A 26,768-nucleotide genomic window follows, 5' to 3' on the forward strand; every position below is an offset into this window, starting at 1 on the left:
GTAAGGATGAACGTTGACGTCGACGTGGCCGTGATCGGCGGCGGACCGGTCGGGACGCTGCTCGCGGCGGAACTACGGCTGGCCGGGGCCGGCGCGGTGGTCGTCCTGGAGCAGCGGTCGGAGCCGAACCCGCACTCGCGGGCGTTCCGGCTGCAGACCCGAACCCTGGAACTGCTGGACCAGCGCGGGATCCTGAAACGCTTCACGGATACGGCGGCGACCTGGCCCAAGGCCCACTTCGCCGGGATCCACCCGCTGCTGGACCTCGCCATGCTGCCCAGCAGCCACCCCTACGCGCTGCTGATCCCGCAGGCGCGCACGGAGGCCCTGCTGAACAAGCGGGCCCTCGAACTGGGGGCGGAGATCCGGCGCGGGCACCGCGTGCTCGGGCTGACCCAGTCGGACGACCGGGTGGTGCTGCGGATCGAGGGGCCCGAGGGCGAGCACGACCTGTCGGCCCGCTACGTCATCGGCTGCGACGGCGGGCACAGCGTCGTCCGCAACCTGGCCGGGATCGACTTCCCCGGCAGCGGCGGGACCGTGTCGGCGCTGCTCGGCGACGTGGTCCTGGAGGACCCCTCGGCGCTGCCGATCGGGCTCCCGGGAACCCTGCGCCGCCCCGAGGGGCTGCTGATGGCGGTCACCCTGGAGGAGGGCATCACCCGAATCCTCACCACCGAGTTCGGCCCCCGGCAGCAGCCCGCGCAGAGCGGCGAGGTGACCCTGGACGAACTCAAGGCGGCGGTGCGCCGGGTGAGCGGCACCGACGTGGAACTGTCGAACCCGCAGTGGCTGTCCCGGTTCACCGACTCGACCCGGCTCGCCGAGCACTACCGGGCGGGCCGGGTGCTGCTCGCCGGCGACGCCGCCCACGTCCACTTCCCGATCGGCGCGCAGGGCCTGAACCTCGGCCTGCAGGACGCGATGAACCTCGGCTGGAAACTGGCGGCGGTCGTCTCCGGCCGGGCGCCGGAGAGCCTGCTCGACAGCTACGAGAGCGAGCGGCGCCCGGCCGCGGCGGGAGTCCTGCGGGAGACCAGGGCGCAGCTGGCGCTGATGAACCCCGACCCCTCGGTCGATCCGCTGCGGGAGCTGTTCGCGGACCTGCTGGCGATCCCCGAGGTCAACCTGCACCTCTCCGAGATGATCACCGGGCTCGACGTCCGCTACCCGGTGCCGGACGGCTCCCATCCGCTGGTCGGCTGCCGGGTGCCGGACTTCACCCTGCACGGCAGCGGCGAGACGCACCGGGTCGCCGAGCTGCTGCACGGCGGCCGGGGCGTGCTGATCGACCTCGGCGCGGACAGCGCCGCGCACCGGGCGGCGGTTCCGTGGGCGGACCGGGTGGACCTGGTCGCGGCGACCGCCACGGTCGGCGCGCCCGCCGAGGCCCTGCTGATCCGCCCGGACGGCTGTGTGGCCTGGGTCGGCGGCGGCGCCGCTGCCACCGAGGACGGGATCGCGAGCCTGGAGACGGCCCTGGACACCTGGTTCGGTGCGCCGGTGCGCTGAGGGCGCCGCCGGCCACCGCGCGCCGGAGCGCGGTCGGGCCCCGGGGAGCAACCGCTCCCCGGGGCCTTTCGCGCTGCCGCCGTCCCGGTCCGCGACAGGAGGACGGGCCCACCGGAGCTTCCGCTCCGATGGGCCCGTCCGTGCTGCCGCCGTGCTGATGGAACGTCAGCTCTTGCCGCGACGAACGAGCTTGAGGACGCCGACGATGGCGCCGACGGCGATGATGGCGATGGCGATGTGGACGTAGTTGAGGCCCATGATGATCTCTCCTGATGTCAGTTCTCGGGATGTGTCGCTCGGTTGCGGTGCGGTGCTGCGTGCGCTGCGTGCTGCGGTGCGGTGGGTCAGGCGGCCAGTCGGCTGCTGCTGCGCTGTTCGTCCAGGACCCGCCACAGGGCTCCCGGCGTACCGAAGGTCACGCCGTTGAGGGTCTCCTCGGGAAACTCGACGCGGTACTCGCTCTCCAGCCGCACCAGTAGCTCGATGCTGGCCAGTGAGTCCAGACCGGCCTTCTTCAGGTCGTAGTCCGGGGTCAGCTCCGCGCCCCGGGCCGAGGCCGGCAGCGCGTCGCCGAGCAGCTGCGCGAAGCGCGCGTCCCACTGCACTTGCAGGTGTCCGTTCATGGTGGTCCCTCCTGTGCCGGTCAGTTCTGGGATGCCGCCTGCTGCCGCAGCAGCTGACGGTCGGTCTTGCCGTTGGGGGTCAGCGGGAGGGCGGCCAGCACCCGGCACTCGGCCGGTACCTTCGCGCCCTCCAGTCGTTCGGCGAGGAGTTCGATCACCTCCTCCGGGGTGCGGTCGGTCACCGCGAACAGGATCAGGTCGTGACCCTCCTCCGGCGGCACCGCGGCCGCGGCCGTGACACCGTCGATGTCCAGAGCGGCGGCCTCGATCTCCAGGGAGCTCATCCGCACCCCGCGCCGCTTGAACAGGTCGTCGCGCCGGCCCTGGAAGTAGAGGTGGCCGTCCTCGTCCAGCCGCCCGTAGTCGCCGGTGTGGAGGGTGACGACGCCGGTCACCGGGTCGCGGCGGAACCGCTGCGCGGTGATCTCGGGCGCCCGCCAGTAGCCGGTCATCACGTGCGGACCCCTGGCGGCGATCTCGCCGATGGCGCCGGCCGGCGCCGGCCGGCCCTCCTCGTCGAGGACCAGCACCTCGGTCCCGGGCAGCGCCCGGCCCACCGAACCGGGCTTGGCCACGTGGCCGCCCGGCTCCAGGACGGTGATCCGCTTGCACTCGGTGGTGCCGAACATGGGGGAGACCTCGGCCCCGGGGAAGCTGCTCCGCAGCGCCTCGATGACCGGCGGGGTCAGCGCCGCCCCGGTGTTGGTGAACAGCCGCACCGGCGGCGCCTCGCCCTGCTCCCGGCCCGCCAGCCGCAGCAGCATCTCGGCGAGCGAGGGCACCACCGGGACCACGGTCACCCGGTGCCGCTGGAGCGTGCCGATCAGCCGCAGGTGGCGGTCCGGCTCGGTCAGCAGCACCTGGGCGCCCGCGAGCACCGACAGGAACAGCTGGTAGAGCCCGTAGTCGAAGGAGACCGGGATCGCCACCAGGACCACGTCGTCGGCCCGGTAGCCGAGCCGCTGGGCGATGGACCGGGTGGCGAAGACCACCGGCGCATGGGTGCTGACCACGGCCTTCGGCGCGGAGGTGCTGCCGGAGGTGTAGATCAGCAGGGCCAGGTCGTCCGGGCCGACCGCGGTGCCGGCCGACGGCTCCGCCGCCGGCGGGGCGGCGCGCAGCTCCTCGACCCGGCGCCACACCTCCCCGAACTCGTGCACCGGACGGTCGGTCAGCGAGCCGAGCAGGACGGTGTCCTCGCCCTGCGCGACGACCAGCGCCGGGTCGCAGTCGGCGGTGACGGTGGTCAGGTGGAACCGCTTCATCGCGGGGTTCACCGGGACCAGGGCCGCGCCGTGGAGCAGCGTGCCGAACAGCAGTGCGGCGAACTCGCGGCGGTTGCCCACCCGCACCAGCACCCGCTCGCCGCGGGCGACGCCCTGCTCGGCCAGCCAGTCGGCGAAGGCGCGGGCGTGGTCGGAGAGCTCGGTGTAGGTCCAGACCCCGGAGCCGTCGGCGACCGCCGGGGCGTCGGGGCGGGCGGCGGTGGCCGCCGCGAGCAGCTCGGGGACGGTTCGGACGGCGGCGTCGGCCGCGGCCAGGACCAGCGGTTCGACGGCCGGAGCCGTGACCGCCGGCCGCTCGATCGCGGTCACCATTGCGGCACCTCCTCGATCTCCAGGACGGCGACGGTGCAGGTGTAGCCCGCGCCCCCGCCGAACAGCATCACCTTGTCGCCGGCGGCGAGGCCGCCGGTCGCGATCAGGTGGTCCAGGCCGGCGGCCCAGTCCCCGCCGCCGACGTGCCCGGTCGTGCTCCCGTACGCCCAGGTCGTCTGTTCCTCGGTGACGCCCAGCAGGTGGTGCACCTGGTGGTCGCCCTTGCGGCGGCCGGTCGCCGGGGTGATCACCCGGGTCAGGTCGGCGGTGGTGATCCCGGCGTCGGTCAGCGCCTCGGCCTTGGCCTGGAGCATGGTCCGACCGAAGCGCAGCATGATCTCGCGCTCGTCGCCGGCACTGGTGTACTCGTGCGAGCGGCGGGACAGGTCGATGCCCTCGGTCGCGGCCGGCGACGCGGTGCGGAACGGCTCGTTCCCACGGGCCAGCCCCTCCAGCGAGTTGTCCGCGACCGTGGCCGTGGAGAGCAGCCGGGCGAAGCCGCCCCGGCTGGACAGCACGATCGCGGTGCCGCCGTCGCCGTAGGCACTGAGCTCGTGCAGGTTCCAGCGGTTGACGCCGGGTTCGCTCCAGCGGTCGGCCGTGGTCACCATGACCGCGCTGCCGCCCCGGAGCCCGGAGGTGAGATGGGCGGCGGCCAGTTCGAGGCCGCTGATGCCGATGTTGCAGCGCTGCTGCACATCCATCGCCGGCACGTGCCGGCCCACGGTGCGGTGGGCGATGTACGAAGCGGCCGGCCAGATGTCCAGGCCCTGGAACCAGAGGCTGCCGTGCAGCAGCAGGCTGAACTCTGACGGGTCGACGCCGGACCGCTTCAGTGCGTTCTCGGCGGCCCACACCGCCATGTCGGGCGGCGCCACGTCGTCCGCCTGCAGGGTGGACCGGTAGCCGAAGGTCTCGTACCGCTCGGCGGTGTACTTCCCCTCGCGGACCGCGTCCGCGGCGGAGACCGGCTCCGGCAGCCAGGTGCCCACCGAGGCGATGTGGATGTCATTCCAGCGCATGCTCACTCCCTTCCTGAGTAGTCGGCCCCGGGTACGGGAGGGATGACCCGACCTCGTGGAGCCGGACCGACGGATCGATCGTGCGCGTCCCTACTGGAGCGCCGGTGGAGCAGGCGTACCGCTCCTCCTCGAAGCCGGTTCCGGGGCTGTGGACCGCGGATCGAGCGGGCGTCGAGGAGCTGGTCCGAAGGTTGGGTCCGGAAAGGCCCGCGCCGGTGCTGACGCCGGGTCCCGGCAGGACAGGAGAGAGACAGATGACCACCGACACCCCACAGGACGGCGGCGGCGCACTCGGCTTCGGCGTGTTCTTCTTCGCCGCGCTCGGTGAGCGCCCGGGGGAGACCTACCGACTGATGCTGGACTGCGCCCGGCGCGCCGACGAGCTCGACTTCGACTTCGTCTCCACCCCCGAACGCCACTTCCACCCCTTCGGCGGGGCGTTCCCCAACCCGGCGGTCACCTCGGCCGCCATCGCGGCGGTGACCGAGCGGATCCAGATCCGGGCGGGCAGTGTGGTCACCCCGCTGCACCCCGCCGTCCGGGTGGTCGAGGACTTCGCCATGGTCGACGGCCTCTCCGGGGGCCGGGTGGCGATCTCGGTCGGCTCCGGCTGGAACGTCAACGACTTCGTGATCGCGCCCGAGCAGTTCGCGGGACGGCGGGAGCGGCTGACCGCCGATGTGACGGCGATCCGGGAGGCCTGGCGGAGCGGCGCCTGGACCGGGCCGGACCCGCTCGGCAAGGAGGTCACCGTGTCGGTGTACCCCCGCCCGGTCCAGGAGGAGCTGGAGATCTGGATCACCGCCTCGCGCAGCGAGGGCACCTTCCGCGAGGCCGGCCGGCTCGGCTGCAACATCCTCACCCACCTGGAGAACCAGGACCCGGAGTCGCTCGCCGACAAGGTCCGGATCTACCGCGAGGCCCGGGCCGAGTTCGGGCACGCCGGCCCCGGCCGGATCACCGTGATGATGCACACCTACCTGGCGGCGGACTCCGCCGAGGCCCGGCGCACGGGCGGCGGCTGGCTCAAGCAGTACCTGCTGACCGCGATCGACCTGGAGGCCCGCGCGGTCGACGCCGGCGGCCGGATGAGCGGCGGCAAGGAGGGCCGCGAGGTCCTCGCCGCGGCATCCGCCCAGTCCAAGCTCGCCGACCTCGGCGTCAACCGCTACCTGGCCGGCAACTCGCTGATCGGCACCGTGGACGAGTGCGTCGCCACCGCCGAACGGCTGCGCGCGGCCGGGGCCGACGAGATCGCCTGCCTGGTCGACTTCGTCGGCGACCCCGGGCAGGTACTGGAGTCGCTGGAGCACCTGGGCGCGGTCCGCAAGCACTTCGCCGGCGGCTCCGACGTCCGTCGGACCGACCCGAACTGACGACCACTGCCCGGAAGCCTGGAGGACCACACACCGTGCCGACGATCCTGGCTGTCTCCGGCAGCCCCTCGCTCCCCTCGTTCACCCATGAGGTGCTGGCCCTGGCCTGCGCCCCGCTCACGGCGCGCGGCCTGCGCGTCGACACCCTCGCCCTCCGCGAGCTCCCGGCGCAGGCGCTGCTGGCCGCCGACGGCGGAGACCCGGCCGTCGCCGACGCCGTGGCCCGACTGGAGGCGGCGGACGCCGTCGTGCTGGCGACGCCCGTCTACAAGGCCGCGTACTCGGGCCTGCTGAAGACCTTCCTCGACCTGCTGCCGCAGCACGCGCTGGCCGGCAAGGTCGTGCTGCCGCTGGCCACCGGCGGGTCCATGGCCCACGCCCTGGCGCTGGACTACGGGCTCCGGCCGGTACTGATGTCGATGGCGCCGGCGGCGGTCGCCAACGCCGTCTTCGTCCACGCCGAGTCCGCGCTGCGCGGCCCGGAGGGGCTGCGCGGGCTGGAGCCGGACACCCGCACCCGCCTGGACCAGGCGGCCGAGGGCTTCGCCGACCTGCTCGACGCGCTCGCCCTGCACGCCCTGCTGAACGAGGCGGTGACGGACGACCTGGTGACGGCCGAGCGGTTGGCCGGCCTCCGTCAGGCAGCCTGAACGACCCCGGAGCACCGGCGGAAATCGAGGAATCCTCGATCGGCCGCCCCCATGGTCACCCTGGTCCCGCAGAGCGCGGGGCGCATCCCTGACACAGAGAAGAGGAGTCCCGATGAAGGCTCTTGTCCTGTCCGGCGGACTGGGAACCCGCCTCCGACCCTTCAGCTACTCGATGCCCAAACAGCTGATACCCATCGCCAACCGGCCGGTCCTGGAGCACGTCCTGGAGAACATCCGGGAGACCGGGGTCACCGACATCGGCATCATCGTCGGCGACCGCGAGGCGGAGATCTTCGCCGCCCTCGGCGACGGCTCCCAGCTGGGCGTGCGGATCACCTACTTCCGCCAGGACGCGCCGCTCGGGCTCGCCCACTGCGTGTCCATCGCCCGGACCTTCCTCGGCGAGGACGACTTCCTGATGTACCTCGGCGACAACATGCTCACCGCCGGCGTCACCGAGGCCGCCGAGCAGTTCCGCGACCGGCGCCCCGCCGCACAGGTCGTGGTCCAGAAGGTCGCCGACCCGCGCGCCTTCGGCGTCGCCGAGGTCGACGCGGACGGCGTGGTGCAGCGCCTGGTCGAGAAGCCGCAGTACCCGGCCGGCGACCTCGCGCTGATCGGCGTCTACTTCTTCACCCCGGCGATCCACCGCGCGGTGGCCGCGATCGTCCCCAGCGCCCGCGGCGAACTGGAGATCACCGACGCCATCCAGTGGCTGGTCGACGCCGGGGCGGAGGTCAGGGCCCACGAGTACACCGGCTACTGGAAGGACACCGGCCGGGTCGAGGACGTCCTCGACTGCAACCGGGAGCTGCTGGACCAGCTGGTCCGCTCCATCGACGGCGCGGTCGACGACGAGAGCCTGCTCATCGGCCCGGTCGTGGTCGAGGCCGGGGCCAAGGTGGTCAGGTCCACGATCGAGGGCCCGGCGATCGTCGGGGCGGACAGCGTCATCGAGGACAGCTGCATCGGTCCGCACACCTCCATCGGCGACGAGTGCGTGCTGCGCGGCAGCAGCGTCTCCTACTCCATCGTCCTGGACCGGGCCTCGCTGTCCGGCGTCGAGGGCCTCCACGGCTCCGTCGTCGGCCGGTCCGCCGCCGTCAGCGGCAACGACTCCGGTCAGCGGACGCTCAAGCTCGTGGTCGGCGACCACACCCAGGTCGAGGTGGCGGCATGAGAGTCCTGGTCACCGGCGGCGCCGGCTTCATCGGCTCCCACTACGTCCGCACCATGCTCGACGGCGGATACCCCGGCTACGAGGACGCCCGGATCACCGTCCTGGACGCGCTCACCTACGCCGGCAACCGCGACAACCTGCCGGCCCACCACCCCCGGCTGGAGTTCGTCCGGGGCGACATCTGCGATCTGCCGCTGCTGCTGCAACTCCTGCCGGGACACGACGCGGTGGTGCACTTCGCCGCCGAGTCCCATGTGGACCGCTCGCTGCTCTCGGCGGCCGAGTTCGTCCGCACCAACGTCGGCGGCACCCAGAACCTGCTCGACGCCTGTCTGCAGACCGGCGTCCGCAGGATCGTCCACGTCTCCACCGACGAGGTCTACGGCTCGATCGCCGAGGGCTCCTGGACGGAGGAGTGGCCGCTGCTGCCGAACTCCCCCTACGCCGCCTCCAAGGCCGGCTCCGACCTGGTCGCCCGCGCCTACTGGCGGACCCACGGCCTGGACATCTCGATCACCCGCTGCTCCAACAACTACGGCCCCTACCAGCACCCCGAGAAGCTGATCCCGCTGTTCGTCACCTCGCTGCTGGAGGGCGGGACGGTGCCGCTCTACGGCGACGGGGCCAACGTCCGCGAGTGGCTCCACGTCGACGACCACTGCCGGGCGATCCAGCTGGTCCTGACGGCCGGCCGCTCCGGCGAGATCTACAACGTCGGCGGCGGCAACGAGATGACCAACCTGCAGATGACCGAGGACCTGCTGGCCCTCTGCGGGGCCGACTGGAGCAGCGTCCGCCGGGTCGCCGACCGCAAGGGCCACGACCTGCGCTACTCGCTGGACGAGAGCAAGATCCGCGACGAGCTCGGCTACCGGCCGCAGATCCCCTTCGCCCGGGGGTTGGCCGAGACGGTCGAGTGGTACCGGTCCAACCCCAACTGGTGGAAGAGCATCAGGACGACCCACAGGGAGCAGGCATGACCGTCGATCACTGGACGCCGGAAGCCCTGCCGCAGGTCCTGGTGGCCGGGGCCGGACCGGTCGGACTGACCATCGCCCACGAACTCGCCCGCCACGGCGTGCGGGTCCGCCTGGTGGACGCCGCCAAGGGGCCCGCCAGCACCAGCCGCGCCCTGGCCACCCATGCCCGGACCCTGGAGACGTACGACCAGATGGGCGTCCTGCAGGACCTGCTCCCGCGGGGGCAGCGGGTCGAGCACTTCACGCTGCACCAGAACGGCGGACGCCTGATCCGCTTCGACACCGACTACACCCACCTGCCCACCCGTTTCCCCTTCACCCTGATGGTCGACCAGGTGGTGACCGAGCGGGTGCTCCGCGAGGCCGCCGCCCGGCGCGGGGTGCGGGTCGAATGGGGCGTCGAGCTGGGCGAGTTCGAGCAGGTCGAGGGCGGGGTCAGGGCCGTGCTGCGACACCCGGACGGGCGGACCGAGACGGTCGGGTCCGACTGGCTGATCGGAGCCGACGGCGGCCACAGCACCGTCCGCAAGCAGCTCGGCCTGCAGCTCGTCGGCGACAGCAACGAGACCTGGCTGATCGCCGACGCGGTCGTCGACTGCGACCTGCCGAGGGACAGCATCCACTGGATCCGCACCCCGCGCGGCACGGTGATGATGGTGCCCTTCCCCGACCCCGGCAAGTGGCGGCTGCTGGACACCGCCGAGGTCTCCTACGACGGCGACGACACCCTGGTCGCCCGTCGGTTCGCGGAGAAGATCAGCTCCGGCATCGGCGCCCGGGCCCTGGTCGAGCCGCCGACCTGGGTGTCGGTGTTCACCATCCAGCAGCGCATGATCCCCTCGATGCGGGTCGGCCGCTGCTTCGTCGCCGGCGACGCCGCCCACGTCCACAGCCCCGCCTCCGGCCAGGGCATGAACACCGGCGTCCAGGACGCCTACAACCTGTCCTGGAAGCTCGCCGCGGTGATCCACGACCGGGCGGACGAGGAACTGCTGGACACCTACTCCGCCGAGCGGGTGCCGGTGGGGGCCGAGCTGCTGGCCTCCACCCGGATGGCGACCGTGCTGGTGCAGCTGCGCAACCGCTACGCGGCGGCGGCGCTGCGGGTCCTGCTGACCTTCGTCCGCTCGGTGCCGCCGCTCAAGTCGAAGATCCAGCGGAAGATCATGGGCGGGATGTCCGCCCTCGACCTCCGCTACACCGAGAGCCCGCTCACCCTCCCCGACGACCCCGGCGGCGCGCTCGTCGCCGGCGCCAGGGCGGCCCGGGTCACCGCGGAGGACTTCGCCGGCTCCACCGGATGGCGCGAGTTCATCGCCGAACTCCGCACCGGCGAGTGGACGCTGCTGGCCTTCGCCGGCCCCCGGGAGTACCCGGAGCTGCACCGGATCGCCGAGAACCTCGGCGGCACCCTCTCGGTCCGCACGGTCTACCCCGGACCGGACGACGCCGGCCCCTGCGCCGCCCCCGGACCCCTGTCCGACCCCGGCGACCTGCTGCGGGACGGCCTCGCGGCCGAGCCCGGCAGCTGGCTGCTGATCCGCCCGGACGGCTACCTCGCCGCCCGCGGCACGGACCTGCGCACCAACCCGCCCGAGCGGGCCCTGGCCGACCTGGGAATCCGGGTCGGGTCGCGGCGGCCCGAGCACGTCGGCTCGGACCCGCTCGGTTGAGAGCGATCGTCGGTCCGAGCCCTCGCCCTGCTGTCGCACTCGATCCTCCGCTCCCTCCCAACCGATCAGGACTCAGCCATGGACATAGTGGGAAACGGCTTTCTCGCCCGGAGCCTCCTTCCGATCGCCGATCGTCACCCGGACACCGTGGCACTCGCCGCCGGGGTCTCCTGGGCGGACGGAACCTCGGAAGCGGACTTCGCCCGGGAGTCCGACCTCCTCCGCAGCGTCGCGCGGAACTGCGTCGAAACCGGTCGCCGCCTGCTGTTCTTCTCGACCGCGTCCAGCGGCATGTACGGGCTGGGCGCCGGCCCGGCCCGTGAGGACGACCCAGCCGCCCCGCCGACCCCCTACGGCCGCCACAAGCTGGCCATGGAAGAGCAGTTGGCCGAGTCCGGGGCGGACCACCTGATCATCAGGCTCAGCCACATGGTCGGCCCCGGCCAGCCCTCGCACCAGCTGATCCCGGTGCTGGTCCGGCAGATCGGCTCGGGCACGGTGCACATCCACCGCGGCGCGACGCGCGACCTGATCAGGGCCGACGACGCAGTGCTGCTGATCGACCGACTGCTGTCCCTGGGCCTGCGCCGGGACACGGTGAACGTCGCCTGCGGCCACGCCGCGAGCGTCGAGCTGATCATCAACCAGCTGGAGCGGATGCTCGGGGTCCGGGCGCACCGGGAGTACCGGACCTCGGGCGCCTCGACGGAGGTCTGCGTCGACCGGCTCCGCTCCCTGGTCCCCGAGGTGGAGGGGCTCGGCTTCGGCGCCGACTACTACCGACGCGCCCTCCTGGCCTTCCCGCTGGAGGTCGCCAGGTCGGGAGCCACGACTCGACCGGCGCTCAAGTCGGCGCTGCCAGTGTGAAGCAGAGAGCTTCCGTCACCGGAACGAAGAAGGAGAACCTCATGAGGAAAGCCGTCACGGGCGGCCCGACCGCGCAGCCGGTGCGGGAGCAGAGCCAGCTCGGGTCTGCCCTCCGCCCCCTGCTCATCGATGTCGCGATCCCGCTGGTGCTGTACTACGTCCTGCACGGCGGAGCGAAGCTCGGCACGGTCGAGTCGCTGTTCATCAGCAGCGTCGTGCCCGGACTGCGGACGGTCGTCGCACTGGTGCGTGAACGTTCGATCAACGGGCTGGCCCTGCTGATGTTCGTGGTCACCCTGGCCGGCGCGGCCATCAGCGTGATCACCGGCGACGCCCGGCTGATGCTGGCCAAGGAGTCGCTGGGGACCGGCGTGATCGGGCTGTCCATCGGATGGTCCGCGTTCACCAGCCAGCCGCTGATGAACAACGCCATCCGCCCCTTCATGACGAAGGGCGCGGCCGCCAAGGAGGCCGCCTGGCAGGCGCTGAACGAGACCTCGCCCGAGTTCCGCCGCTCGCTGTCGCGGGTGAGCCTGCTCTGGGGCGTCGGCCTGCTGAGCGACTGCGTGCTGCGGGTCGTCGGTGCGTTCACCCTCCCGGTGAGCACCATGGTCTGGATGTCCACGGTGATCCTGGTCGCGGCCATCGGCGTCCTGGTCGCCGGGACCGGCGTGGTGTCCGACCGCGCCGAGAAGCTGCTGGAGGCGCAGAGCGCGGAGAAGGTGGAGGACGGGCTCCCGGCCGCGGTCAGGACCGCGGCCTGACCGACCCGACCGGCAGAGCCGGACGAGCACCGACGAGCAGCGCGCGAGAGCAGCGCGGAAGAGCAGTACGGATACAGCGCCGACCGGTCCCGCAGTCACTGCGGCGAGCCGGTCGGCGGCGTTTCGTCAGTCATCAAGTCATCGAGTCATCGAGTTCGAGTCGTCGCGTCACGGCGCACGAGAGGAGCAGTGACATGGCCGTCAACGGCCCGACCGCCCACCCCGGTCACCCCGTCCGAACGGTGGCGGTGCTCGGCAGCACCGGATTCCTCGGCGCACAGGTCTGCACGACCCTGGAGGCAGCCGGCCTCACCGTCCACCGGATCACCCGCGACCGGCTGGACCTGGCCGAGGCCACTCCCGAGCGGCTGGCGGAGGTCCTGGCCCGCTGCGCGCCCGAGGTCGTGGTCAACGCCGCCGGCGCGGTCTGGGGAGTGACGGACCAGCAGATGAGACTCCTCAACGAGGAGGTGCCCCGGGCCCTGGCCGGGGCCGCCGGCCTGCTGCCGCGCCCGTTCCGGATCGTCCACCCGGGTTCCGTCCACGAGTACGGCCCCACGCCGCCCGGCGGGCCGGTGACCGAGGACCGGCGGCCCGAGCCCGTCGGCTTCTACGGGCGGACCAAGGCGCGGGGCAGCCGGGCGGTGGTCGCCGCCGGCGGGGTGGTGCTGCGGCTGTCCAATGTGATCGGCCCGGGGGCCCCCGCCGACAGCCTGCCGGGGGTGGTGGCCCGCCAGCTCGCCCTGGCCGCGGCGGAGGCCGCCGCCGGACGTCCGGTCCCGGAGCTCCGGCTGGCGCCGCTGGTGTCCTACCGGGACTTCGTGGACGTCAGAGACGCGGCCGACGCGGTGTCCGCGGCGGCGCTGGCGACCTGTACCGGGCGGGTGTTCAACATCGCCGCCGGGGAGCCGGTCCCGGTGCGGCTGCTGGTCCGGCGGATGGTCGAGCTGTCCGGGCTGCCGGTACGGATCGTGGAGGAGGGCGTGGCGGGCAACCCGCGCGGCGGCGCCGACCGGCAGCTCCTGGACGTCTCGGCGGCCGGCCGGGACCTGGGCTGGCGTCCGCGCCGTTCGCTCGACCGCTCGCTGCGGGACCTGCTCGCCCCCATCGGACTTCCAGGGGCGTTCGAGCCCACCGGTGCAAGGTCAAGGGACAGCGGGCCGCGGCCGGAGTGCCGAACCGAACAGAGAGGCAGCGAAGATGACCGATCAGAAGGCTCTAGTGCTCGACGAGGTGCGGAAGTACCACGAGGAGCAGCGGAACAATCGCCCGTTCGAGCCCGGCGTCACCGAGATCTGGCCGTCGGGGGCGGTGCTGGAGGCAGATGACCGGATTGCGCTGGTGGAGGCCGCGCTGGACCTGCGGATCGCGGCGGGCCACAGCTCGCGGAAGTTCGAGTCGGCGTTCGCGCGCCGGCTGAAGCTCCGCAAGGCGCACCTGACCAACTCGGGCTCCTCGGCCAACCTCCTGGCGATCACCGCCCTCACCTCGCACCACCTGGGCGACCAGCGCCTGGTCCCCGGCGATGAGGTGATCACGGTGGCGGCGGGCTTCCCGACCACGGTCAACCCGATCCTGCAGAACGGTCTGATCCCGGTCTTCGTCGACGTGGACCTGCGGACCTACAACACCACGGCGGAGCGCATCGAGGCCGCCATCGGCCCGCGCACCAGGGCGATCATCGTGGCCCACGCCCTGGGCAACCCGTTCCCGGTGGCCGAGGTGGCGCAGCTGGCCGAGGACCACGGGCTGTTCCTGATCGAGGACAACTGCGACGCGGTGGGCGCCACCTACGACGGCAAGCTCACCGGTACCTTCGGTGACATATCCACCGTCAGCTTCTACCCGGCGCACCACCTGACGATGGGTGAGGGCGGCTGCGTCCTCACCGGGAACCTGGCGCTGGCCCGGATCGTGGAGTCGCTGCGCGACTGGGGCCGGGACTGCTGGTGCGAGCCGGGCGAGAGCAACAAGTGCCTCAAGCGCTTCAACTACCAGATGGGGACCCTGCCGGCCGGCTACGACCACAAGTACATCTTCTCCCACGTCGGCTACAACCTGAAGGCGACCGACCTGCAGGCCGCGCTGGGGCTGACCCAGCTGGCCAAGCTGGACTCGTTCATCGCCGCCCGCCGCAGCAACTGGCAGCGGCTGCGGGAGAGCCTGGACGGCGTGCCGTGGCTGATCCTGCCGGAGGCCACGCCGCGCAGCGACCCGAGTTGGTTCGGGTTCGTGGTCACGGTGGACCCGGAGGCCCCGTTCCACCGGGCCGCGCTGGTGGACTTCCTGGAGAGCCGGAAGATCGGCACCCGTCGGCTCTTCGCCGGCAACCTCACCCGGCAGCCGGCCTACGTCGACCAGCCGCACCGGGTGTCCGGCAGCCTGGAGAACAGCGACCTGGTCACCGAGCACACCTTCTGGGTGGGGGTCTACCCCGGGCTCACCGAGGAGATGATCGACTACATCGCCTCCTCCATGAAGGAGTTCGTGGGGGCCCACGGATGACCGGCGGATCCCGTACACCGACTCCGGACCGGAAGGAGCCGTCGTGGACCTGGGCCTGAACGGGCGGACGGTGCTGGTGACCGGCGCGACCGGCGGCATCGGCAGCGAGATCGCCCGGGCTTTCGCGGCCGAGGGGGCCCGGGTGGCGGTGACCTACCGCTCCGACCACGAGGCCGCCGAGAAGCTCGTCGCCGAACTGCGCGGGGGCGGCGACCCGGCCGCCGACCCGGACCGCGCCTTCGCCCTGCGCTACGCCCTGGACGAGCCCGGCTCCGCGCAGCGCGCGGTGGCGGCGGTCGAGGACCGCTGGGGCTCCCTGGACGTCCTGGTGGTGAACGCGGTGCACCGGGGCGCCCGCCGGGTGCCGGGCACCCGCTTCGAGGACGTACCCGAGGAGGCCTGGCGCCCGGTCGTCGACGACAACCTGGCCCCTGCCATCAGCACGGTCCAGTGCGCGGTGGGCGGGATGCGCCGCCGGGGCTGGGGCCGGATCGTCCTGATCTCCTCCCACAACGCGCTCGGCGGCAACCAGGGCCAGGAGTTCTACGGCGCCGCCAAGGCCGGTCTGCACGGACTGGCCCGCAGCCTGATGTGGGACCTGGGCGACTCCGGGGTGCTGGTCAACGTGGTCTGCCCGGGGCTGACCGCGACCGAGCAGGTCGTCGCCGCCCTGCCCGGCGCGGTGCGTGACCGGGAGGCGCAGGCCACGCCGACCGGCCGGTTGACCGCCCCCGCCGAGGTGGCCCGGAGCGTGGTCTTCCTGTGCTCGGAGGCCAACGGCAACATCACCGGCGAATCGCTGACGGTGGCCGGCGGCCGCTAGCCGCACTCATCCGTACCTTTCAACCGCACCTGTCCGATCCCGATCGAAGGGGAAACCGTGTCGCCTGAAATAGCAACCGAAATGACCCTGCCGGCACTGCTGCGGTCCCGTATGGACCCGGACCTGCCGGCCCGAATCGCCCGCTCGGCAGCCACCACCCGGGGCTCCGTGATGCGGACCGAGGACTTCCCCGCCTGGCTGGACGAACGCCGTCGGGCCAACGACTTCCGGGTGGACCGGATCCCCTTCGCGGAGCTGGACGGCTGGTCCTTCCAGGAGGGCACCTGCAACCTGGTGCACCGCAGCGGGAGGTTCTTCGCCGTCGAGGGGCTGCACGTCACCTGCGACACCGGGCTCTTCCGCGACTGGTACCAGCCGATCATCAAGCAGCCCGAGGTGGGCATCCTCGGCATCCTGGTGAAGGAGTTCGACGGGGTCCTGCACTGCCTGATGCAGGCCAAGATGGAGCCGGGCAACCCGAACCTGCTGCAGCTGTCGCCCACCGTCCAGGCCACCCGCAGCAACTACACCAAGGTGCACCACGGCGCGGACGTGAAGTACCTGGAGTACTTCACCCAGCCGAGGTCCGGCCGGGTGCTCTCCGACATGCTGCAGTCCGAGCACGGCTCGTGGTTCTACCACAAGAGCAACCGGAACATGATCGTGGAGGCCATCGGCGAGGTGCCGGTGCACGAGGACTTCGTCTGGCTGACCTTCGGTCAGCTCGCCGAGCTGCTGCACCGGGACAACGTGGTCAACATGGACTCCCGGACGGTGCTGGCCACCGCGCCGATGGCCGCGACCGGCACCTGGGCGGAGGAGGAGGTGACCTTCGCGGCGGCCCTGGACCGCTCCCGCGACCAGAGCGCGGGCGCCCTCCACTCCGACACCGAGCTCCGCTCCTGGTTCACCGCCGAGCGCTCCCGGCACGACGTCGACGCCGAACGCATTCCGCTGACCGGGCTGCCCGGCTGGAAGCGCGGCGAGTCGTCGATCGAGCGGGAGGACGGCCGGTACTTCCGGGTGGTGGCGCTCTCCGTCACCGCCGGCAACCGCGAGGTGACCGGCTGGACCCAGCCGATGATCGAGCCCTGCGGCCGCGGCGTCTCCGCCTTCCTCGCCTGCATCATCGAGGGCGTGCTGCACGTCCTGGTGCACGCCAGGGTCGAGGGCGGCTTCCTGGACACCATCGAGCTGGGCCCGACGGTCCAGTACACCCCGGGCAACTACGACCACCTGGCGGAGGAGGAGCGCCCGCCGTTCCTGGACCTGGTGCTCTCCGCCAACCCCGCCCGGGTCCGCTACGAGGCGGTTCACGCCGAGGAGGGCGGCCGCTTCCTCAATGCCGAGAGCCGCTACCTGGTCGTAGAGGTGTTCGAGGGCGAAGCAGCTGCCGCGCTCGAACCGGTGGAAGGATACCGATGGGTTACGCCGGGGCAGTTGAGCAGCCTCGTGCGGCACAGTCACTATGTGAACGTACAAGCACGGACTCTTCTGGCTTGCCTGAATGCGATGGGTGGTACCGAGCAGAATGAATGAGGAGATAGTCGAAGGGCCGGGGACGGCGGATCCCCGGCCCGCTCTGCGGGTCGGTGTCCTCGGCAGTGCCGACATCGCCCGACGCCGGATGCTGCCCGCCCTGGCGGCGGAGCCCGGCATCGAGATCGTGGCGGTCGCCGGCCGTGCGCCCGGGCGGGCCGACGAGCTCGCCGCCGCCTACGGCTGCGCGTCGGTCACCGGCTACGCGAACCTGCTGGCCATGGACGAGGTGGACGCGGTCTACGTGCCGCTGCCGGTGGCCCTCCACGCCGACTGGGCCGAGCGCGCGCTGCGCGCCGGCAAGCACGTGCTGGCCGAGAAGCCGCTGGCGATGGACCCGGTCACGGCCCGGCGGCTGCTGGACCTGGCCGAGGAACGCGGCCTGGTGCTGCTGGAGAACGTGATGTTCGTCCACCACGGCCAGCACGCCGCCGTCCGCAAGCTGGTCGCCGACGGCACCATCGGTGAACTCAGGTCCTTCCGGGCCGACTTCGCCATTCCCGAGCTTCCGCCGGAGGACATCCGCTACCAGTCGGAGCTCGGCGGCGGCGCCCTGCTGGACGTCGGCCTGTACCCGGTCCGGGGGGCGCTGCAGATGCTGGGCGGCGGCCTGCGGGTGGTCGGCGCCGCCCTGTACAGCTCGCCGGGCAAGTCCGTGGAGACCGCCGGGGCGGCCCTGCTGACCACGCCCGACGGGGTGTTCGCCCAGCTCACCTTCGGCATCGGTCTGGCCTACCGGTCCGCCTACGAACTGTGGGGCAGCCGGGGTCGAATCCGGGTCGAGCGGGTGTTCACGCCCGGCGGGGACCATGCGCCGGTCGTGCAGGTCGAACTTCCCGGCTCCGTGCGGCCGGTGGTGCTCGCCCCGGAGGACCAGGTGGCGGCGACGGTGCGGGCCTTCGTGGAGGCGGTCCGCAGCGGTGTCGCAGGCGCTCCGGACGCCGAGGAGTGCCTGGAACAGGCGGCGCTGCTCGACGCGATCCGGCAGCACGCCCGCACCGGCGGCACTCCAGTCTCCCCCGAGCCGTCGAGCTGACCTTGTAGCCGGCTGCCGGGCGGCAGCCGGCCCCCACAGGAGGAATGGAAGCCGATGAGCATAGTTGACGACCGGCCACAGCTGCGGATCGAGACCCCGGCCTCGCTCCGTCGCACCGGACCAGTTCCGACCGCACCCCCGTCCAGGCCCCGGCCGGCTCCGGCCGGCCCCCCGGCCGCCCGCCCGGAGCCGGCTGCGGAGCCGGCTGCGGAGCCGGCGCCCACCGCGCCGCTGAGCGCCCGGGAGCGGGCGGCGGAACTGGCGGAGAAGCGCGCCGAGGTCCTGCGCGGACCGAGTGACCAGGCCACCGAGGCCCAGCACGCCAAGGGCAAGCTCACCGCCAGGGAGCGGCTCGACCTGCTCTTCGACCCGGGGAGCTTCACCGAGGTCGAGGGGTTGCGCCGGCACCGGGCCACCGGCTTCGGACTGGAGGCCAAGAAGCCCCACACCGACGGGGTGGTCATCGGCTGGGGACAGGTGGACGGCCGGCAGGTGTTCGCCTACGCCCACGACTTCCGGATCTTCGGCGGCGCGCTCGGCGAGGCCCACGCCCAGAAGATCCACAAGATCATGGACCTGGCGGCGGCCGCCGGAGCGCCCGTCATCGGCCTCTGCGACGGCGCCGGGGCCCGGATCCAGGAGGGCGTCACCGCGCTCGCCGGCTACGGCGGCATCTTCCAGCGCAATGTCCGCAACTCCGGGGTGATCCCGCAGATCAGCGTGATGCTCGGGCCGTGCGCCGGCGGCGCCGCCTACTCGCCCGCGCTCACCGACTTCGTGTTCATGGTCCGCGGCACCTCGCAGATGTTCATCACCGGGCCCGACGTGGTCCAGGCGGTCACCGGCGAGAAGATCAGCCAGAACGGCCTCGGCGGCGCGGACGTCCACGCGGAGACCACCGGAGTGGCGGCCTTCGTCAGCGACGACGAGGAGAGCTGCCTCGCCGACGTCCGGCACCTGCTCTCGCTGCTGCCGGCCAACAACCGTGAACTTCCGCCGCGGGAGCTGGAGTCGGACCCGGTGGACCGGCGCACCGACGCCCTGCTCGACCTGGTTCCGGCGGACCCCAACCGCTCCTACGACATGCGCGCGGTGATCGCCGAGATCGTCGACGACGGCGAGTTCTTCGAGGTGCACGAGCGCTGGGCGCCCAACATCGTCTGCGCGCTGACCCGGCTCGGCGGGGACGTGGTCGGCATCGTCGCCAATCAACCCCAGTCGCTCGCGGGCGTGCTGGACATCCACTCGTCGGAGAAGGCGGCCCGCTTCGTCCAGCTGTGCGACGCCTTCAACATCCCGCTGGTGACCCTGGTCGACGTGCCGGGCTTCCTGCCGGGCGTCGCCCAGGAGCACGGCGGGGTCATCCGCCACGGCGCCAAGCTGCTGTACGCGTACTGCAACGCCACCGTGCCGCGCATCCAGCTGATCCTGCGCAAGGCCTACGGCGGCGCCTACATCGTCATGGACTCGCGCTCCATCGGGACCGACCTCTCGCTCGCCTGGCCGACCAACGAGATCGCCGTGATGGGCGCGGAGGGGGCCGCCAACGTGGTCTTCCGCCGCGAGATCGCCGCCTCCGAGGATCCCGATCGGACCCGGGCCGAACGCATCCAGGAGTACCGCACGGAGCTGATGCACCCCTACTACGCCGCCGAACGCGGACTGGTGGACGATGTGATAGACCCGGGCGAGACCCGGAGCCGGCTCATCGGCGGTCTCGCGATGCTGCGCGCCAAGCATGTGCCGCTGCCCAGCCGCAAGCATGGGAACCAGCCCCAGTGAGCGCCGGGGCATCGGCGCCACCGGCGCCGCAGCCGCTGTTCAGCATCGTCCGGGGCGAGGTCGCCCCGGAGGAGCTGGCGGCGCTGACCGCCGTGCTGCTGACCCGGGCGCGGACCGCGGAGGCGCTCCCCCCGCAGCGCTCGGGCCCGGCCCGCTGGTCCCGCGAACTGGCGGGGCACCGGACGGCGGGAGCCTGGGCCGCTCCCGACCTTCCGGACTGGAGTTCGCCCAGGAACTGACGCCAGGTCACGATGATCCCGGTCCCATTTCCGAGGTATTCCACAAAGCGGTCGCGCCCCCTGCCTAGAGTGAACCCATGGACACTGAGGTGATCGTGGCCGGGGGCGGACCCGTGGGACTGCTGCTCGCCTGCGAGTTGCGGCTGGCGGGGGTCGACGTCCTGGTTCTCGAACGTCGGCGTGAACCGGACCTGACCATCAAGGCCGGCTCCGTCAACGCCCCCACGATGGAGGCGTTCCACCGGCGGGGACTGCTGCCGGCGCTGACCCGGGCCCAGCGGGAGAACCTGGAGCGGATGCGGCAGTTCCTCCGGCAGCAGCCGGCGGACGCGCCGACGGCGGTGCCGCCCAGGCCGCTCGGCCACTTCGCCGGGATGATGCTCAGCGCGGACCTGCTGGACCCGGACGACCCGGAGTTCGCCGGTCTCGGCCCGGTCGAGGCCGTCGGTCTGATCCCGCAGCGCGACATCGAGCGGATCCTGGCCGAGCGCGCGGCGGAGCTGGGGGTGCGACTGCTGACCGGCACCGAGGTGACCGGGCTGGCGGCGGACGACGAGGGCGTGACCGTACAGGCCGGCGACAGCTCCTTCCGCGCCCCGTGGCTGGTCGGCTGCGACGGCGGACGCAGCGCGGTGCGAAAGCTGAGCGGATTCGCCTTTCCCGGAACCGAGGGCGAGATCACCGGCCATCAGGCCGTGGTCGAACTGAGCCGCACGGACGGCCTGCGAGCCGGTTGGAACCTCACCGACACCGGCGTCTACGTCCACGGCCCGCTGCCCGGGCGGATCCTCACGGTGGAGTTCGACGGACCGCCGGTGGACCGCGAGGGGCCGGTCACCGCCGAGGAGCTGCAGGGCAGCCTGCGCCGGGTCTCCGGGCTGCCGGTCGTGGTCGACCGGGTCGCCAGCGGCACCCGCTTCACCGACAACGCCCGTCAGGCGTCCACCTACCGGCTCGGCCGGGTGCTGCTGGCCGGCGACGCCGCCCATGTCCACGCGCCCTTCGGGGCGCAGGGGCTGAACCTCGGCATCGGCGACGCGATGAACCTCGGCTGGAAGCTGGCCGCGGTGGTCCGCGACCCGAAGGCGGAGCGACTGCTCGACACCTACACCGCCGAACGGCACCCCATCGGAGCCAGGGTGCTGGACTGGACCCGCGCCCAGGTGCTGCTGATGCGTCCCGAACCGGCCAGCCGGGCGTTGCGCACGGTCGTCGGCGACCTGATGAACACCGGGACCGGGACCGGCTACTTCGTCCGGATGATCTCCGGGGTCCAGCAGCGCTACGAGCTGCCCGGCGACCATCCGCTCGTCGGCCGCAGCGCTCCCGACCTGCTGCTGGCCGACGGCAGCCGGCTCGCCGACCACCTCCACGACGGCCGGGGGCTGCTGCTCGACCTCCTGGACGACCCCGAGCTGCGGGCCGGTGCGGAGGGCTACCGGGAGCGGGTGCGGACGGTGACCCTGAGCAGCGCCGAGCGGCCGGGCACGGCCGCACTGCTGGTGCGCCCGGACGGCTGCGTCGCCTGGGCGGCGGACAGCGGCGCGCCGTCGGCCGACGTGCCGCTCGAAGCGGCACTGGCCACCTGGTTCGGCTGAGGTCACGTCACGGCGGCTACCACCCCTCCAGATGGGACGTCCCGTAGGGGAACTCCAGCTCCCACATGAGCATCATCTCCTGGGCGGTGAGCGGGACGTCCCGGCACAGCCGCTCCGGGTGCCCGGGCGGCGGCCCGTCCTCGTCGCCCGGCATCAGCATCAGGTAGCGACGGTCGATCGTCCGGAGCCGTCCGCGATTGCGCTGGGTCTGCCTGCGCCTGCTGAGGCCGCCGATGACGGTGAGGGCGTCACCCACAGGTCGGCCGCAACGCTTCAGCAGCCGACGCATCCATCCTGTTCGAGCAGCCATGCCTGTCCTCCCCTTCTTCCCGGGCAAGCGCCGGGGAGAAAGGGAGGATGCATGCCGCTGCTGGAATCGCGGTCGACACCGCGTCGGGTGGCGGCCGAGTGCCGCCCGTGCCGAGCGCCGGTTTGTCGAGAGCGGTTCGACCGGCGTGCGAACGCTCCGGGGCAGAGTCACGGGGTGTGCGCAACGGGCGCAGCCGGAACAGGTCGGTGCAGGACGGGTGGAGGTCTCGGGTCACGTGCTTGTCGAATCGATGGAAAGCGCTGTGGACGCCAACGGCGCAGTACCCAAGCAGATCAGCAAGCTGAACCAGGTGGTGATCCGGTTCGCGGGGGACTCCGGGGACGGGATGCAGTTGACGGGGGACCGGTTCACGACGGAGACCGCCGGGTTCGGCAACGACCTGTCGACCCTGCCGAACTTCCCGGCCGAGATCCGGGCTCCCGCAGGGACGCTGCCGGGAGTCTCCTCGTTCCAGCTGCACTTCGCCGACCACGACATCCTGACTCCGGGTGACGCCCCGGACGTGCTGGTGGCGATGAACCCGGCGGCGCTGAAGGCGAATCTCGGGGACGTTCCGCGTGGTGCGGAGGTCATCGTGAACACCGACGAGTTCACCAAGCGGGCGCTGGCGAAGGCCGGCTATGCGGCCGATCCGTTGGCCGACGGCAGTCTGGAGGCCTATGCGCTGCACCGGGTGCCGCTGACGACGCTGACGGTGGAGGCGCTGAAGGACTCCGGACTGGCCCGCAAGGACGCGGAGCGGGCGAAGAACATGTTCGCGCTCGGGCTGCTGAGCTGGATGTACCACCGCCCGACGGAGGGCACGGAGGGGTTCCTGCGGACCAAGTTCGCCAAGCGGCCGGAGATCGCCGAGGCCAATATCCGGGCCTTCAGGGCTGGTTGGAACTACGGCGAGACGACGGAGGAGTTCGCCACCTCGTACGAGGTGGCCCCGGCGTCGTCGGCGTTCGCACCGGGGCGGTACCGGAGCATGTCGGGGAACCTGGCCCTGTCCTACGGGCTGGTGGCGGCCGCGGAGCTCTCGGGGCTGCCGCTGTTCCTGGGCTCCTACCCGATCACGCCGGCGTCGGACATCCTGCACGAGCTGAGCAAGCACAAGAACTTCGGGGTGCGCACCTTCCAGGCGGAGGACGAGATCGCCGGGATCGGCGCGGCGCTGGGGGCGGCGTTCGGCGGGGCCCTGGGGGTGACGACCACCTCGGGGCCGGGAGTGGCGCTGAAGTCGGAGACCATCGGGCTGGCGGTGTCCCTGGAACTGCCGTTGGTGATCATCGACATCCAGCGGGGCGGGCCCAGCACCGGCCTGCCGACCAAGACGGAGCAGGCGGATCTGCTGCAGGCGATGTACGGCCGCAACGGCGAGGCCCCCGTGCCGATCGTCGCGCCGGCGACGGCGGGTGACTGCTTCCCGGCGGTGCTGGAGGCGGCGCGGATCGCGTTGACCTACCGGACGCCGGTGTTCCTGCTGTCCGACGGGTACCTGGCGAACGGCTCGGAGCCGTGGCGGATCCCGGAGCGGGACGAACTGCCGGACCTGCGGGTGGAGTTCACCCGGGAGCCGAACCGACCGGACGGGAGCTTCTGGCCGTACCAGCGGGACCCGGAGACCTTGGCGCGCCCGTGGGCCGTTCCGGGGACGCCGGGGCTGGAGCACCGGATCGGCGGGATCGAGAAGCAGGACGGCACGGGCAACATCTCCTACGACCCGGCCAACCACGACCACATGGTCCGCACCCGGCAGGCGAAGATCGACGGGATCACGGTGCCGGACGTCGAGGTCGACGACCCCTCGGGCGCGGCCCGGGTGCTGGTGCTGGGGTGGGGCTCGACCTACGGGCCGATCGCGGCCGGGGTGCGGCGGGTCCGGGCGGCCGGCGGGCGGGTGGCGCAGGCGCACCTGCGGCATCTGAATCCGTTCCCGGCCAACCTCGGCGAGGTGCTGGCGTCCTACGACCGGGTGCTGGTGCCGGAGATGAACCTGGGGCAGCTCGCCCACCTGATCCGGGCCAAGTACCTGGTGGACGCCCAGTCCTTCACCCAGGTCACCGGCCTGCCCTTCAAGTCCGACCAGCTCGCCGACGCCATCACCGCCTACTCGGAGAACGACCATGCCTGAGCGCACAGGTACCTACCCCTCGCTGACCCTGGTCCCCAAGAGCACCACGCCGCTGGGCACCAGGGACTTCAAGTCGGACCAGGAGGTGCGGTGGTGCCCGGGGTGCGGGGACTACGCGATCCTGGCGGCGGTCCAGTCGTTCCTGCCGGAGCTGGGGCTGGCCCGGGAGAACATCTGCTTCATCTCGGGCATCGGCTGCTCCTCGCGGTTCCCGTACTACCTGAACACCTACGGCATGCACTCCATCCACGGCCGGGCGCCGGCGATCGCGACCGGGCTGGCCACCTCGCGGACGGACCTGTCGGTGTGGGTGGTGACCGGTGACGGTGACGCGCTGTCGATCGGCGGGAACCACCTGATCCACGCGCTGCGGCGGAACGTGAACCTGAAGATCCTGCTGTTCAACAACCGGATCTACGGGCTGACCAAGGGGCAGTACTCGCCGACCAGCGAGGTCGGGAAGATCACGAAGTCGACGCCGATGGGCTCGCTGGACGCCCCCTTCAACCCGCTCTCGCTGGCGATCGGGGCGGAGGCGACGTTCGTGGCCCGGACGATCGACTCGGACCGCCAGCACCTGCAGTCCGTGCTGCGGGCGGCGGCCGAGCACGAGGGCACCGCGCTGGTGGAGATCTACCAGAACTGCAACATCTTCAACGACGGTGCGTTCGACGCCCTGAAGGAGCCGGAGACGCGCGAGCACGCGCTGATCCGGCTGGAGCACGGCCGGCCGATCCGCTTCGGTCCGGGCGACGCGATGGGGGTGTTCCGCGACCGGGTCACCGGGCAGCTGGGCACCGGCCCGGTGACCGAGGCGAACGCGGCCGAGGTCCTGGTCCACGACGCCCACGCAACGGATCCGGGCACCGCCTTCGCGCTGACCCGGCTGGCGGACCCGGACACCCTGCACCACACCCCGATCGGTGTGCTGCGAAGCGTCCGGCGACCGGTCTACGACACCCTCATGGCCCAGCAGCTCGACACCGCGGTCGCCCAGCGCGGCGTGGGCGAGCTGGACTCCCTCCTCACCGGCGCCGACACCTGGACGGTGGGCTGAGCGCGGGCAGCCCCGGGCTCCAACGGCCGGCGGGCCAGGTTCCGGGTCGGAGTGACGCGGCCACCCACCGGTGCAGCTCCACCCGTGGGCAGGTGTACGCCGCCGCGGGCCGGGCACCCGTGGCGGCGACGCTGCGGCGCATCGGGGACGGCCTGGGCTGACGCCGGTTCCGGGGCCGGTCGCCGACCGGGCCCGGACCGCCGGCGGGGGGCTCCCCTAGGCTGCACGCCATGATGCTGCGCACCATGGTGCTGGACACCTGGCAGAGGAGAGGCGGCCGGAGCCGGCGGTTCTGGGGCGCGGGCGTCACCTTGCTGGTGACCGGGTGCGCCATCGTCCTGCTCGTCTCCTTCGGGTCGGGTCCGGGCAGCAGCAAGGGCGCAGCCCTGGGCTCCGGCACCCCGGCCAGTCTGCAGCCGTTGCAGCGGCTCGCCTTCGGGATGTCCTACGGGGACACCCTCACCTTCGACACCGGCCAACAGCTGGACCGGGCGCTGGACGACGCGGTGGCCCTCGGCGTGACCTGGGTGCGCACCGACCTGTCCTGGGAGGACATCCAGCCGGACAGCTCGGACAAGTTCCAGTGGCAGCGGTTCGACCGGGTGTTGGCGGCGGCGCGGGCACGGGGGCTGAACGTGCTGCCGACGATCTCCTACACCCCGCCGTGGGAGCGCCGGCCCGGCTGCACCGGCGGCCAGTCCTGCGCGCCGGTGGATCCCGCCGCCTTCGCCGCCTTCGCCCGGGAGGCGGCGGCCCGGTACGCGCCGATGGGCGTGCATGTCTGGGAGATCTGGAACGAGCCCAACATCGGCTTCTGGGCGCCGCAGCCGGACCCGGTGGCCTACACCGCGCTGCTGCGCGACACGTCCGCGGCGATCCGTTCGGCGGACCCGAAGGCGTACCTGGTGATGGGCGGTCTGGCCGCGGTGCCGACCGATCCGGCGCGGGGCTACCTCTCGCAGACCGACTTCCTGGCCGCGGTCTCGAAGCTCGGCGCCAACCGGATGGTGAACGCGATCGGCTACCACCCCTACAACTACCCCAACCTGCCCAGCGCGACCACCTCCTTCGGGACCCCCTTCCAGCGGATCAGCGACTTCGGCGGCAGCAGTCTGGAAGCGGTGCTGGCCGAGTACGGAACTCCGGACATGCCGATCTGGATCACCGAGACCGGGGCGCCCACCGACGGGCCGGGGGCGGCGGCCGACGGCCGGAGCACCCCGCCGAACAGCACCCATGTGACGGAGGCCTTCCAGGCCGCGATCGCGACCGACACCGTGCGGGCGGCCGCCGCCAACCCCTTCGTCTACACCCTGTTCTGGTACACCGACCAGGACTCGGCGCCGCCCACGGATCCCTCCGACCGTTCGCAGTTCTACGGGCTGCGGCGCTACGACGGCACCCGGAAGCCCGCCTTCGCCGCCCTCAAGGACGCCATCGCCGCCTACCAGCGGTCGAGGGCGGCCGCCACGCCGGACAGCGGCTGACCTAAGCTGT

At 72.2% G+C, this 26,768-nt stretch carries 23 protein-coding genes; 19 read left to right on the forward strand and 4 right to left on the reverse strand.

The genetic code is table 11. From position 1 onward, the window contains the following. Positions 1-6: 6 nt before the first annotated feature. Positions 7-1,512: an FAD-dependent monooxygenase gene (locus BS75_RS26075; RefSeq protein ID WP_034089988.1), complete on the forward strand. Its 1,506-nt coding sequence runs from the start codon at positions 7-9 to the stop codon at positions 1,510-1,512. Between the two features lie 344 nt (positions 1,513-1,856). Here the strand turns inward: BS75_RS26075 and BS75_RS26080 are convergent, their stop codons facing one another. Genes BS75_RS26080 through BS75_RS26090 form a run of 3 tightly spaced genes read right to left on the reverse strand, consistent with a single transcriptional unit; the run spans position 1,857 to position 4,755 of the window. Then, entirely contained in the window at positions 1,857-2,135 is a 279-nt protein-coding gene (locus BS75_RS26080; protein WP_034089989.1) for a phosphopantetheine-binding protein, read from the reverse strand. Positions 2,136-2,155: 20 nt separating this feature from the next. Then, positions 2,156-3,733, reverse strand: a complete 1,578-nt coding sequence (locus BS75_RS26085) for a class I adenylate-forming enzyme family protein (protein WP_081982583.1) — start codon at positions 3,731-3,733, stop codon at positions 2,156-2,158. Beyond that, positions 3,727-4,755, reverse strand: a complete 1,029-nt coding sequence (locus BS75_RS26090; RefSeq protein WP_034089990.1) for a ketoacyl-ACP synthase III family protein — start codon at positions 4,753-4,755, stop codon at positions 3,727-3,729. Before BS75_RS26090 ends, BS75_RS26085 begins: the two co-directional genes overlap by 7 nt. 254 nt (positions 4,756-5,009) lie before the next feature. Here BS75_RS26090 and BS75_RS26095 point away from each other — a divergent pair, with 254 nt between their 5' ends. The 15 genes from BS75_RS26095 (at position 5,010) to BS75_RS26165 (ending at position 21,767) form a co-directional block, all read left to right on the forward strand. Next, a complete protein-coding gene (locus BS75_RS26095) occupies positions 5,010-6,131 on the forward strand; it encodes a MupA/Atu3671 family FMN-dependent luciferase-like monooxygenase (protein ID WP_042439890.1) in 1,122 nt (373 codons plus the stop codon). Between the two features lie 35 nt (positions 6,132-6,166). Further along, on the forward strand, positions 6,167-6,781 hold the full coding sequence (gene ssuE, locus BS75_RS26100; RefSeq protein WP_042439888.1) for an NADPH-dependent FMN reductase: 615 nt from the start codon (positions 6,167-6,169) through the stop codon (positions 6,779-6,781). A gap of 112 nt (positions 6,782-6,893) precedes the next feature. Then, entirely contained in the window at positions 6,894-7,961 is a 1,068-nt protein-coding gene (locus tag BS75_RS26105) for a glucose-1-phosphate thymidylyltransferase (RefSeq protein WP_034089991.1), read from the forward strand. Beyond that, the gene (gene rfbB, locus BS75_RS26110; RefSeq protein WP_034089992.1) at positions 7,958-8,941 is read left to right on the forward strand and encodes a dTDP-glucose 4,6-dehydratase; all 984 of its coding nucleotides are present in this window, start codon (positions 7,958-7,960) and stop codon (positions 8,939-8,941) included. Before BS75_RS26105 ends, rfbB begins: the two co-directional genes overlap by 4 nt. Beyond that, positions 8,938-10,614, forward strand: a complete 1,677-nt coding sequence (locus tag BS75_RS26115) for an FAD-dependent oxidoreductase (RefSeq protein WP_034089993.1) — start codon at positions 8,938-8,940, stop codon at positions 10,612-10,614. Before rfbB ends, BS75_RS26115 begins: the two co-directional genes overlap by 4 nt. Before the next feature lie 78 nt (positions 10,615-10,692). Further along, positions 10,693-11,481 (forward strand): NAD-dependent epimerase/dehydratase family protein, encoded by a 789-nt coding sequence (locus BS75_RS26120; RefSeq protein ID WP_034089994.1) that lies wholly within the window; start codon positions 10,693-10,695, stop codon positions 11,479-11,481. 41 nt (positions 11,482-11,522) lie between these two features. Further along, positions 11,523-12,245 (forward strand): VC0807 family protein, encoded by a 723-nt coding sequence (locus tag BS75_RS26125; RefSeq protein ID WP_042439887.1) that lies wholly within the window; start codon positions 11,523-11,525, stop codon positions 12,243-12,245. A 194-nt stretch (positions 12,246-12,439) separates the two neighbouring features. Beyond that, complete coding sequence (locus tag BS75_RS46940; protein ID WP_231607898.1) at positions 12,440-13,573, forward strand: NAD-dependent epimerase/dehydratase family protein; 1,134 nt, start codon at positions 12,440-12,442, stop codon at positions 13,571-13,573. Then, a complete protein-coding gene (gene rfbH, locus BS75_RS26135) occupies positions 13,467-14,750 on the forward strand; it encodes a lipopolysaccharide biosynthesis protein RfbH (protein ID WP_233444685.1) in 1,284 nt (427 codons plus the stop codon). The genes BS75_RS46940 and rfbH overlap by 107 nt, the downstream gene beginning before the upstream one ends. Positions 14,751-14,793: 43 nt before the next feature. Further along, positions 14,794-15,573 carry an SDR family NAD(P)-dependent oxidoreductase gene (locus BS75_RS26140; RefSeq protein ID WP_034089996.1) on the forward strand — a complete coding sequence of 260 codons (780 nt, stop codon included), beginning with the start codon at positions 14,794-14,796 and terminating at the stop codon, positions 15,571-15,573. An 81-nt stretch (positions 15,574-15,654) separates the two neighbouring features. Continuing rightward, positions 15,655-17,112, forward strand: coding sequence for an NDP-hexose 2,3-dehydratase family protein (locus BS75_RS26145; RefSeq protein WP_034089997.1), 1,458 nt, complete (start codon positions 15,655-15,657; stop codon positions 17,110-17,112). Beyond that, entirely contained in the window at positions 17,105-18,148 is a 1,044-nt protein-coding gene (locus BS75_RS26150; RefSeq protein ID WP_081982584.1) for a Gfo/Idh/MocA family protein, read from the forward strand. The genes BS75_RS26145 and BS75_RS26150 overlap by 8 nt, the downstream gene beginning before the upstream one ends. A gap of 54 nt (positions 18,149-18,202) precedes the next feature. Next, on the forward strand, positions 18,203-19,930 hold the full coding sequence (locus tag BS75_RS26155; RefSeq protein ID WP_152646123.1) for an acyl-CoA carboxylase subunit beta: 1,728 nt from the start codon (positions 18,203-18,205) through the stop codon (positions 19,928-19,930). Next, complete coding sequence (locus BS75_RS26160) at positions 19,927-20,169, forward strand: acyl-CoA carboxylase subunit epsilon (protein ID WP_034089998.1); 243 nt, start codon at positions 19,927-19,929, stop codon at positions 20,167-20,169. The genes BS75_RS26155 and BS75_RS26160 overlap by 4 nt, the downstream gene beginning before the upstream one ends. Before the next feature lie 77 nt (positions 20,170-20,246). After that, positions 20,247-21,767, forward strand: a complete 1,521-nt coding sequence (locus tag BS75_RS26165; protein ID WP_034089999.1) for an FAD-dependent monooxygenase — start codon at positions 20,247-20,249, stop codon at positions 21,765-21,767. 16 nt (positions 21,768-21,783) lie between these two features. On the opposite strand, the gene BS75_RS26170 is transcribed toward BS75_RS26165, so the two are convergent. Continuing rightward, a complete protein-coding gene (locus BS75_RS26170; protein WP_152646122.1) occupies positions 21,784-22,077 on the reverse strand; it encodes a DUF6059 family protein in 294 nt (97 codons plus the stop codon). Positions 22,078-22,327: 250 nt separating this feature from the next. Between BS75_RS26170 and BS75_RS26175 the strand changes: the two genes are divergently transcribed. From BS75_RS26175 to BS75_RS26185, 3 genes are all read left to right on the forward strand, one after another. After that, a complete protein-coding gene (locus BS75_RS26175; protein WP_034090001.1) occupies positions 22,328-24,214 on the forward strand; it encodes a 2-oxoacid:acceptor oxidoreductase subunit alpha in 1,887 nt (628 codons plus the stop codon). Further along, positions 24,207-25,271, forward strand: a complete 1,065-nt coding sequence (locus tag BS75_RS26180) for a 2-oxoacid:ferredoxin oxidoreductase subunit beta (RefSeq protein WP_034090002.1) — start codon at positions 24,207-24,209, stop codon at positions 25,269-25,271. The genes BS75_RS26175 and BS75_RS26180 overlap by 8 nt, the downstream gene beginning before the upstream one ends. 230 nt (positions 25,272-25,501) lie before the next feature. Then, a complete protein-coding gene (locus tag BS75_RS26185; protein WP_034090003.1) occupies positions 25,502-26,758 on the forward strand; it encodes a cellulase family glycosylhydrolase in 1,257 nt (418 codons plus the stop codon). Positions 26,759-26,768: the final 10 nt, after the last annotated feature.

The organism is Streptacidiphilus albus JL83 (genome assembly GCF_000744705.1).
Classification (GTDB): Bacteria; Actinomycetota; Actinomycetes; order Streptomycetales; family Streptomycetaceae; genus Streptacidiphilus; species Streptacidiphilus albus.

Bases quoted from the DNA above. Each gene is read 5' to 3' on its own strand.
- BS75_RS26075 (WP_034089988.1), top strand. From the start codon at position 7: ATGAACGTTGACGTCGACGTGGCCGTGATCGGCGGCGGACCGGTCGGG.
- BS75_RS26080 (WP_034089989.1), bottom strand. From the start codon at position 2,135: ATGAACGGACACCTGCAAGTGCAGTGGGACGCGCGCTTCGCGCAGCTG.
- BS75_RS26085 (WP_081982583.1), bottom strand. From the start codon at position 3,733: ATGGTGACCGCGATCGAGCGGCCGGCGGTCACGGCTCCGGCCGTCGAA.
- BS75_RS26090 (WP_034089990.1), bottom strand. From the start codon at position 4,755: ATGCGCTGGAATGACATCCACATCGCCTCGGTGGGCACCTGGCTGCCG.
- BS75_RS26095 (WP_042439890.1), top strand. From the start codon at position 5,010: ATGACCACCGACACCCCACAGGACGGCGGCGGCGCACTCGGCTTCGGC.
- BS75_RS26105 (WP_034089991.1), top strand. From the start codon at position 6,894: ATGAAGGCTCTTGTCCTGTCCGGCGGACTGGGAACCCGCCTCCGACCC.
- rfbB (WP_034089992.1), top strand. From the start codon at position 7,958: ATGAGAGTCCTGGTCACCGGCGGCGCCGGCTTCATCGGCTCCCACTAC.
- BS75_RS26115 (WP_034089993.1), top strand. From the start codon at position 8,938: ATGACCGTCGATCACTGGACGCCGGAAGCCCTGCCGCAGGTCCTGGTG.
- BS75_RS26120 (WP_034089994.1), top strand. From the start codon at position 10,693: ATGGACATAGTGGGAAACGGCTTTCTCGCCCGGAGCCTCCTTCCGATC.
- BS75_RS26125 (WP_042439887.1), top strand. From the start codon at position 11,523: ATGAGGAAAGCCGTCACGGGCGGCCCGACCGCGCAGCCGGTGCGGGAG.
- BS75_RS46940 (WP_231607898.1), top strand. From the start codon at position 12,440: ATGGCCGTCAACGGCCCGACCGCCCACCCCGGTCACCCCGTCCGAACG.
- BS75_RS26145 (WP_034089997.1), top strand. From the start codon at position 15,655: ATGACCCTGCCGGCACTGCTGCGGTCCCGTATGGACCCGGACCTGCCG.
- BS75_RS26150 (WP_081982584.1), top strand. From the start codon at position 17,105: ATGAATGAGGAGATAGTCGAAGGGCCGGGGACGGCGGATCCCCGGCCC.
- BS75_RS26155 (WP_152646123.1), top strand. From the start codon at position 18,203: ATGAGCATAGTTGACGACCGGCCACAGCTGCGGATCGAGACCCCGGCC.
- BS75_RS26165 (WP_034089999.1), top strand. From the start codon at position 20,247: ATGGACACTGAGGTGATCGTGGCCGGGGGCGGACCCGTGGGACTGCTG.
- BS75_RS26170 (WP_152646122.1), bottom strand. From the start codon at position 22,077: ATGGCTGCTCGAACAGGATGGATGCGTCGGCTGCTGAAGCGTTGCGGC.
- BS75_RS26175 (WP_034090001.1), top strand. From the start codon at position 22,328: ATGGAAAGCGCTGTGGACGCCAACGGCGCAGTACCCAAGCAGATCAGC.
- BS75_RS26180 (WP_034090002.1), top strand. From the start codon at position 24,207: ATGCCTGAGCGCACAGGTACCTACCCCTCGCTGACCCTGGTCCCCAAG.
- BS75_RS26185 (WP_034090003.1), top strand. From the start codon at position 25,502: ATGATGCTGCGCACCATGGTGCTGGACACCTGGCAGAGGAGAGGCGGC.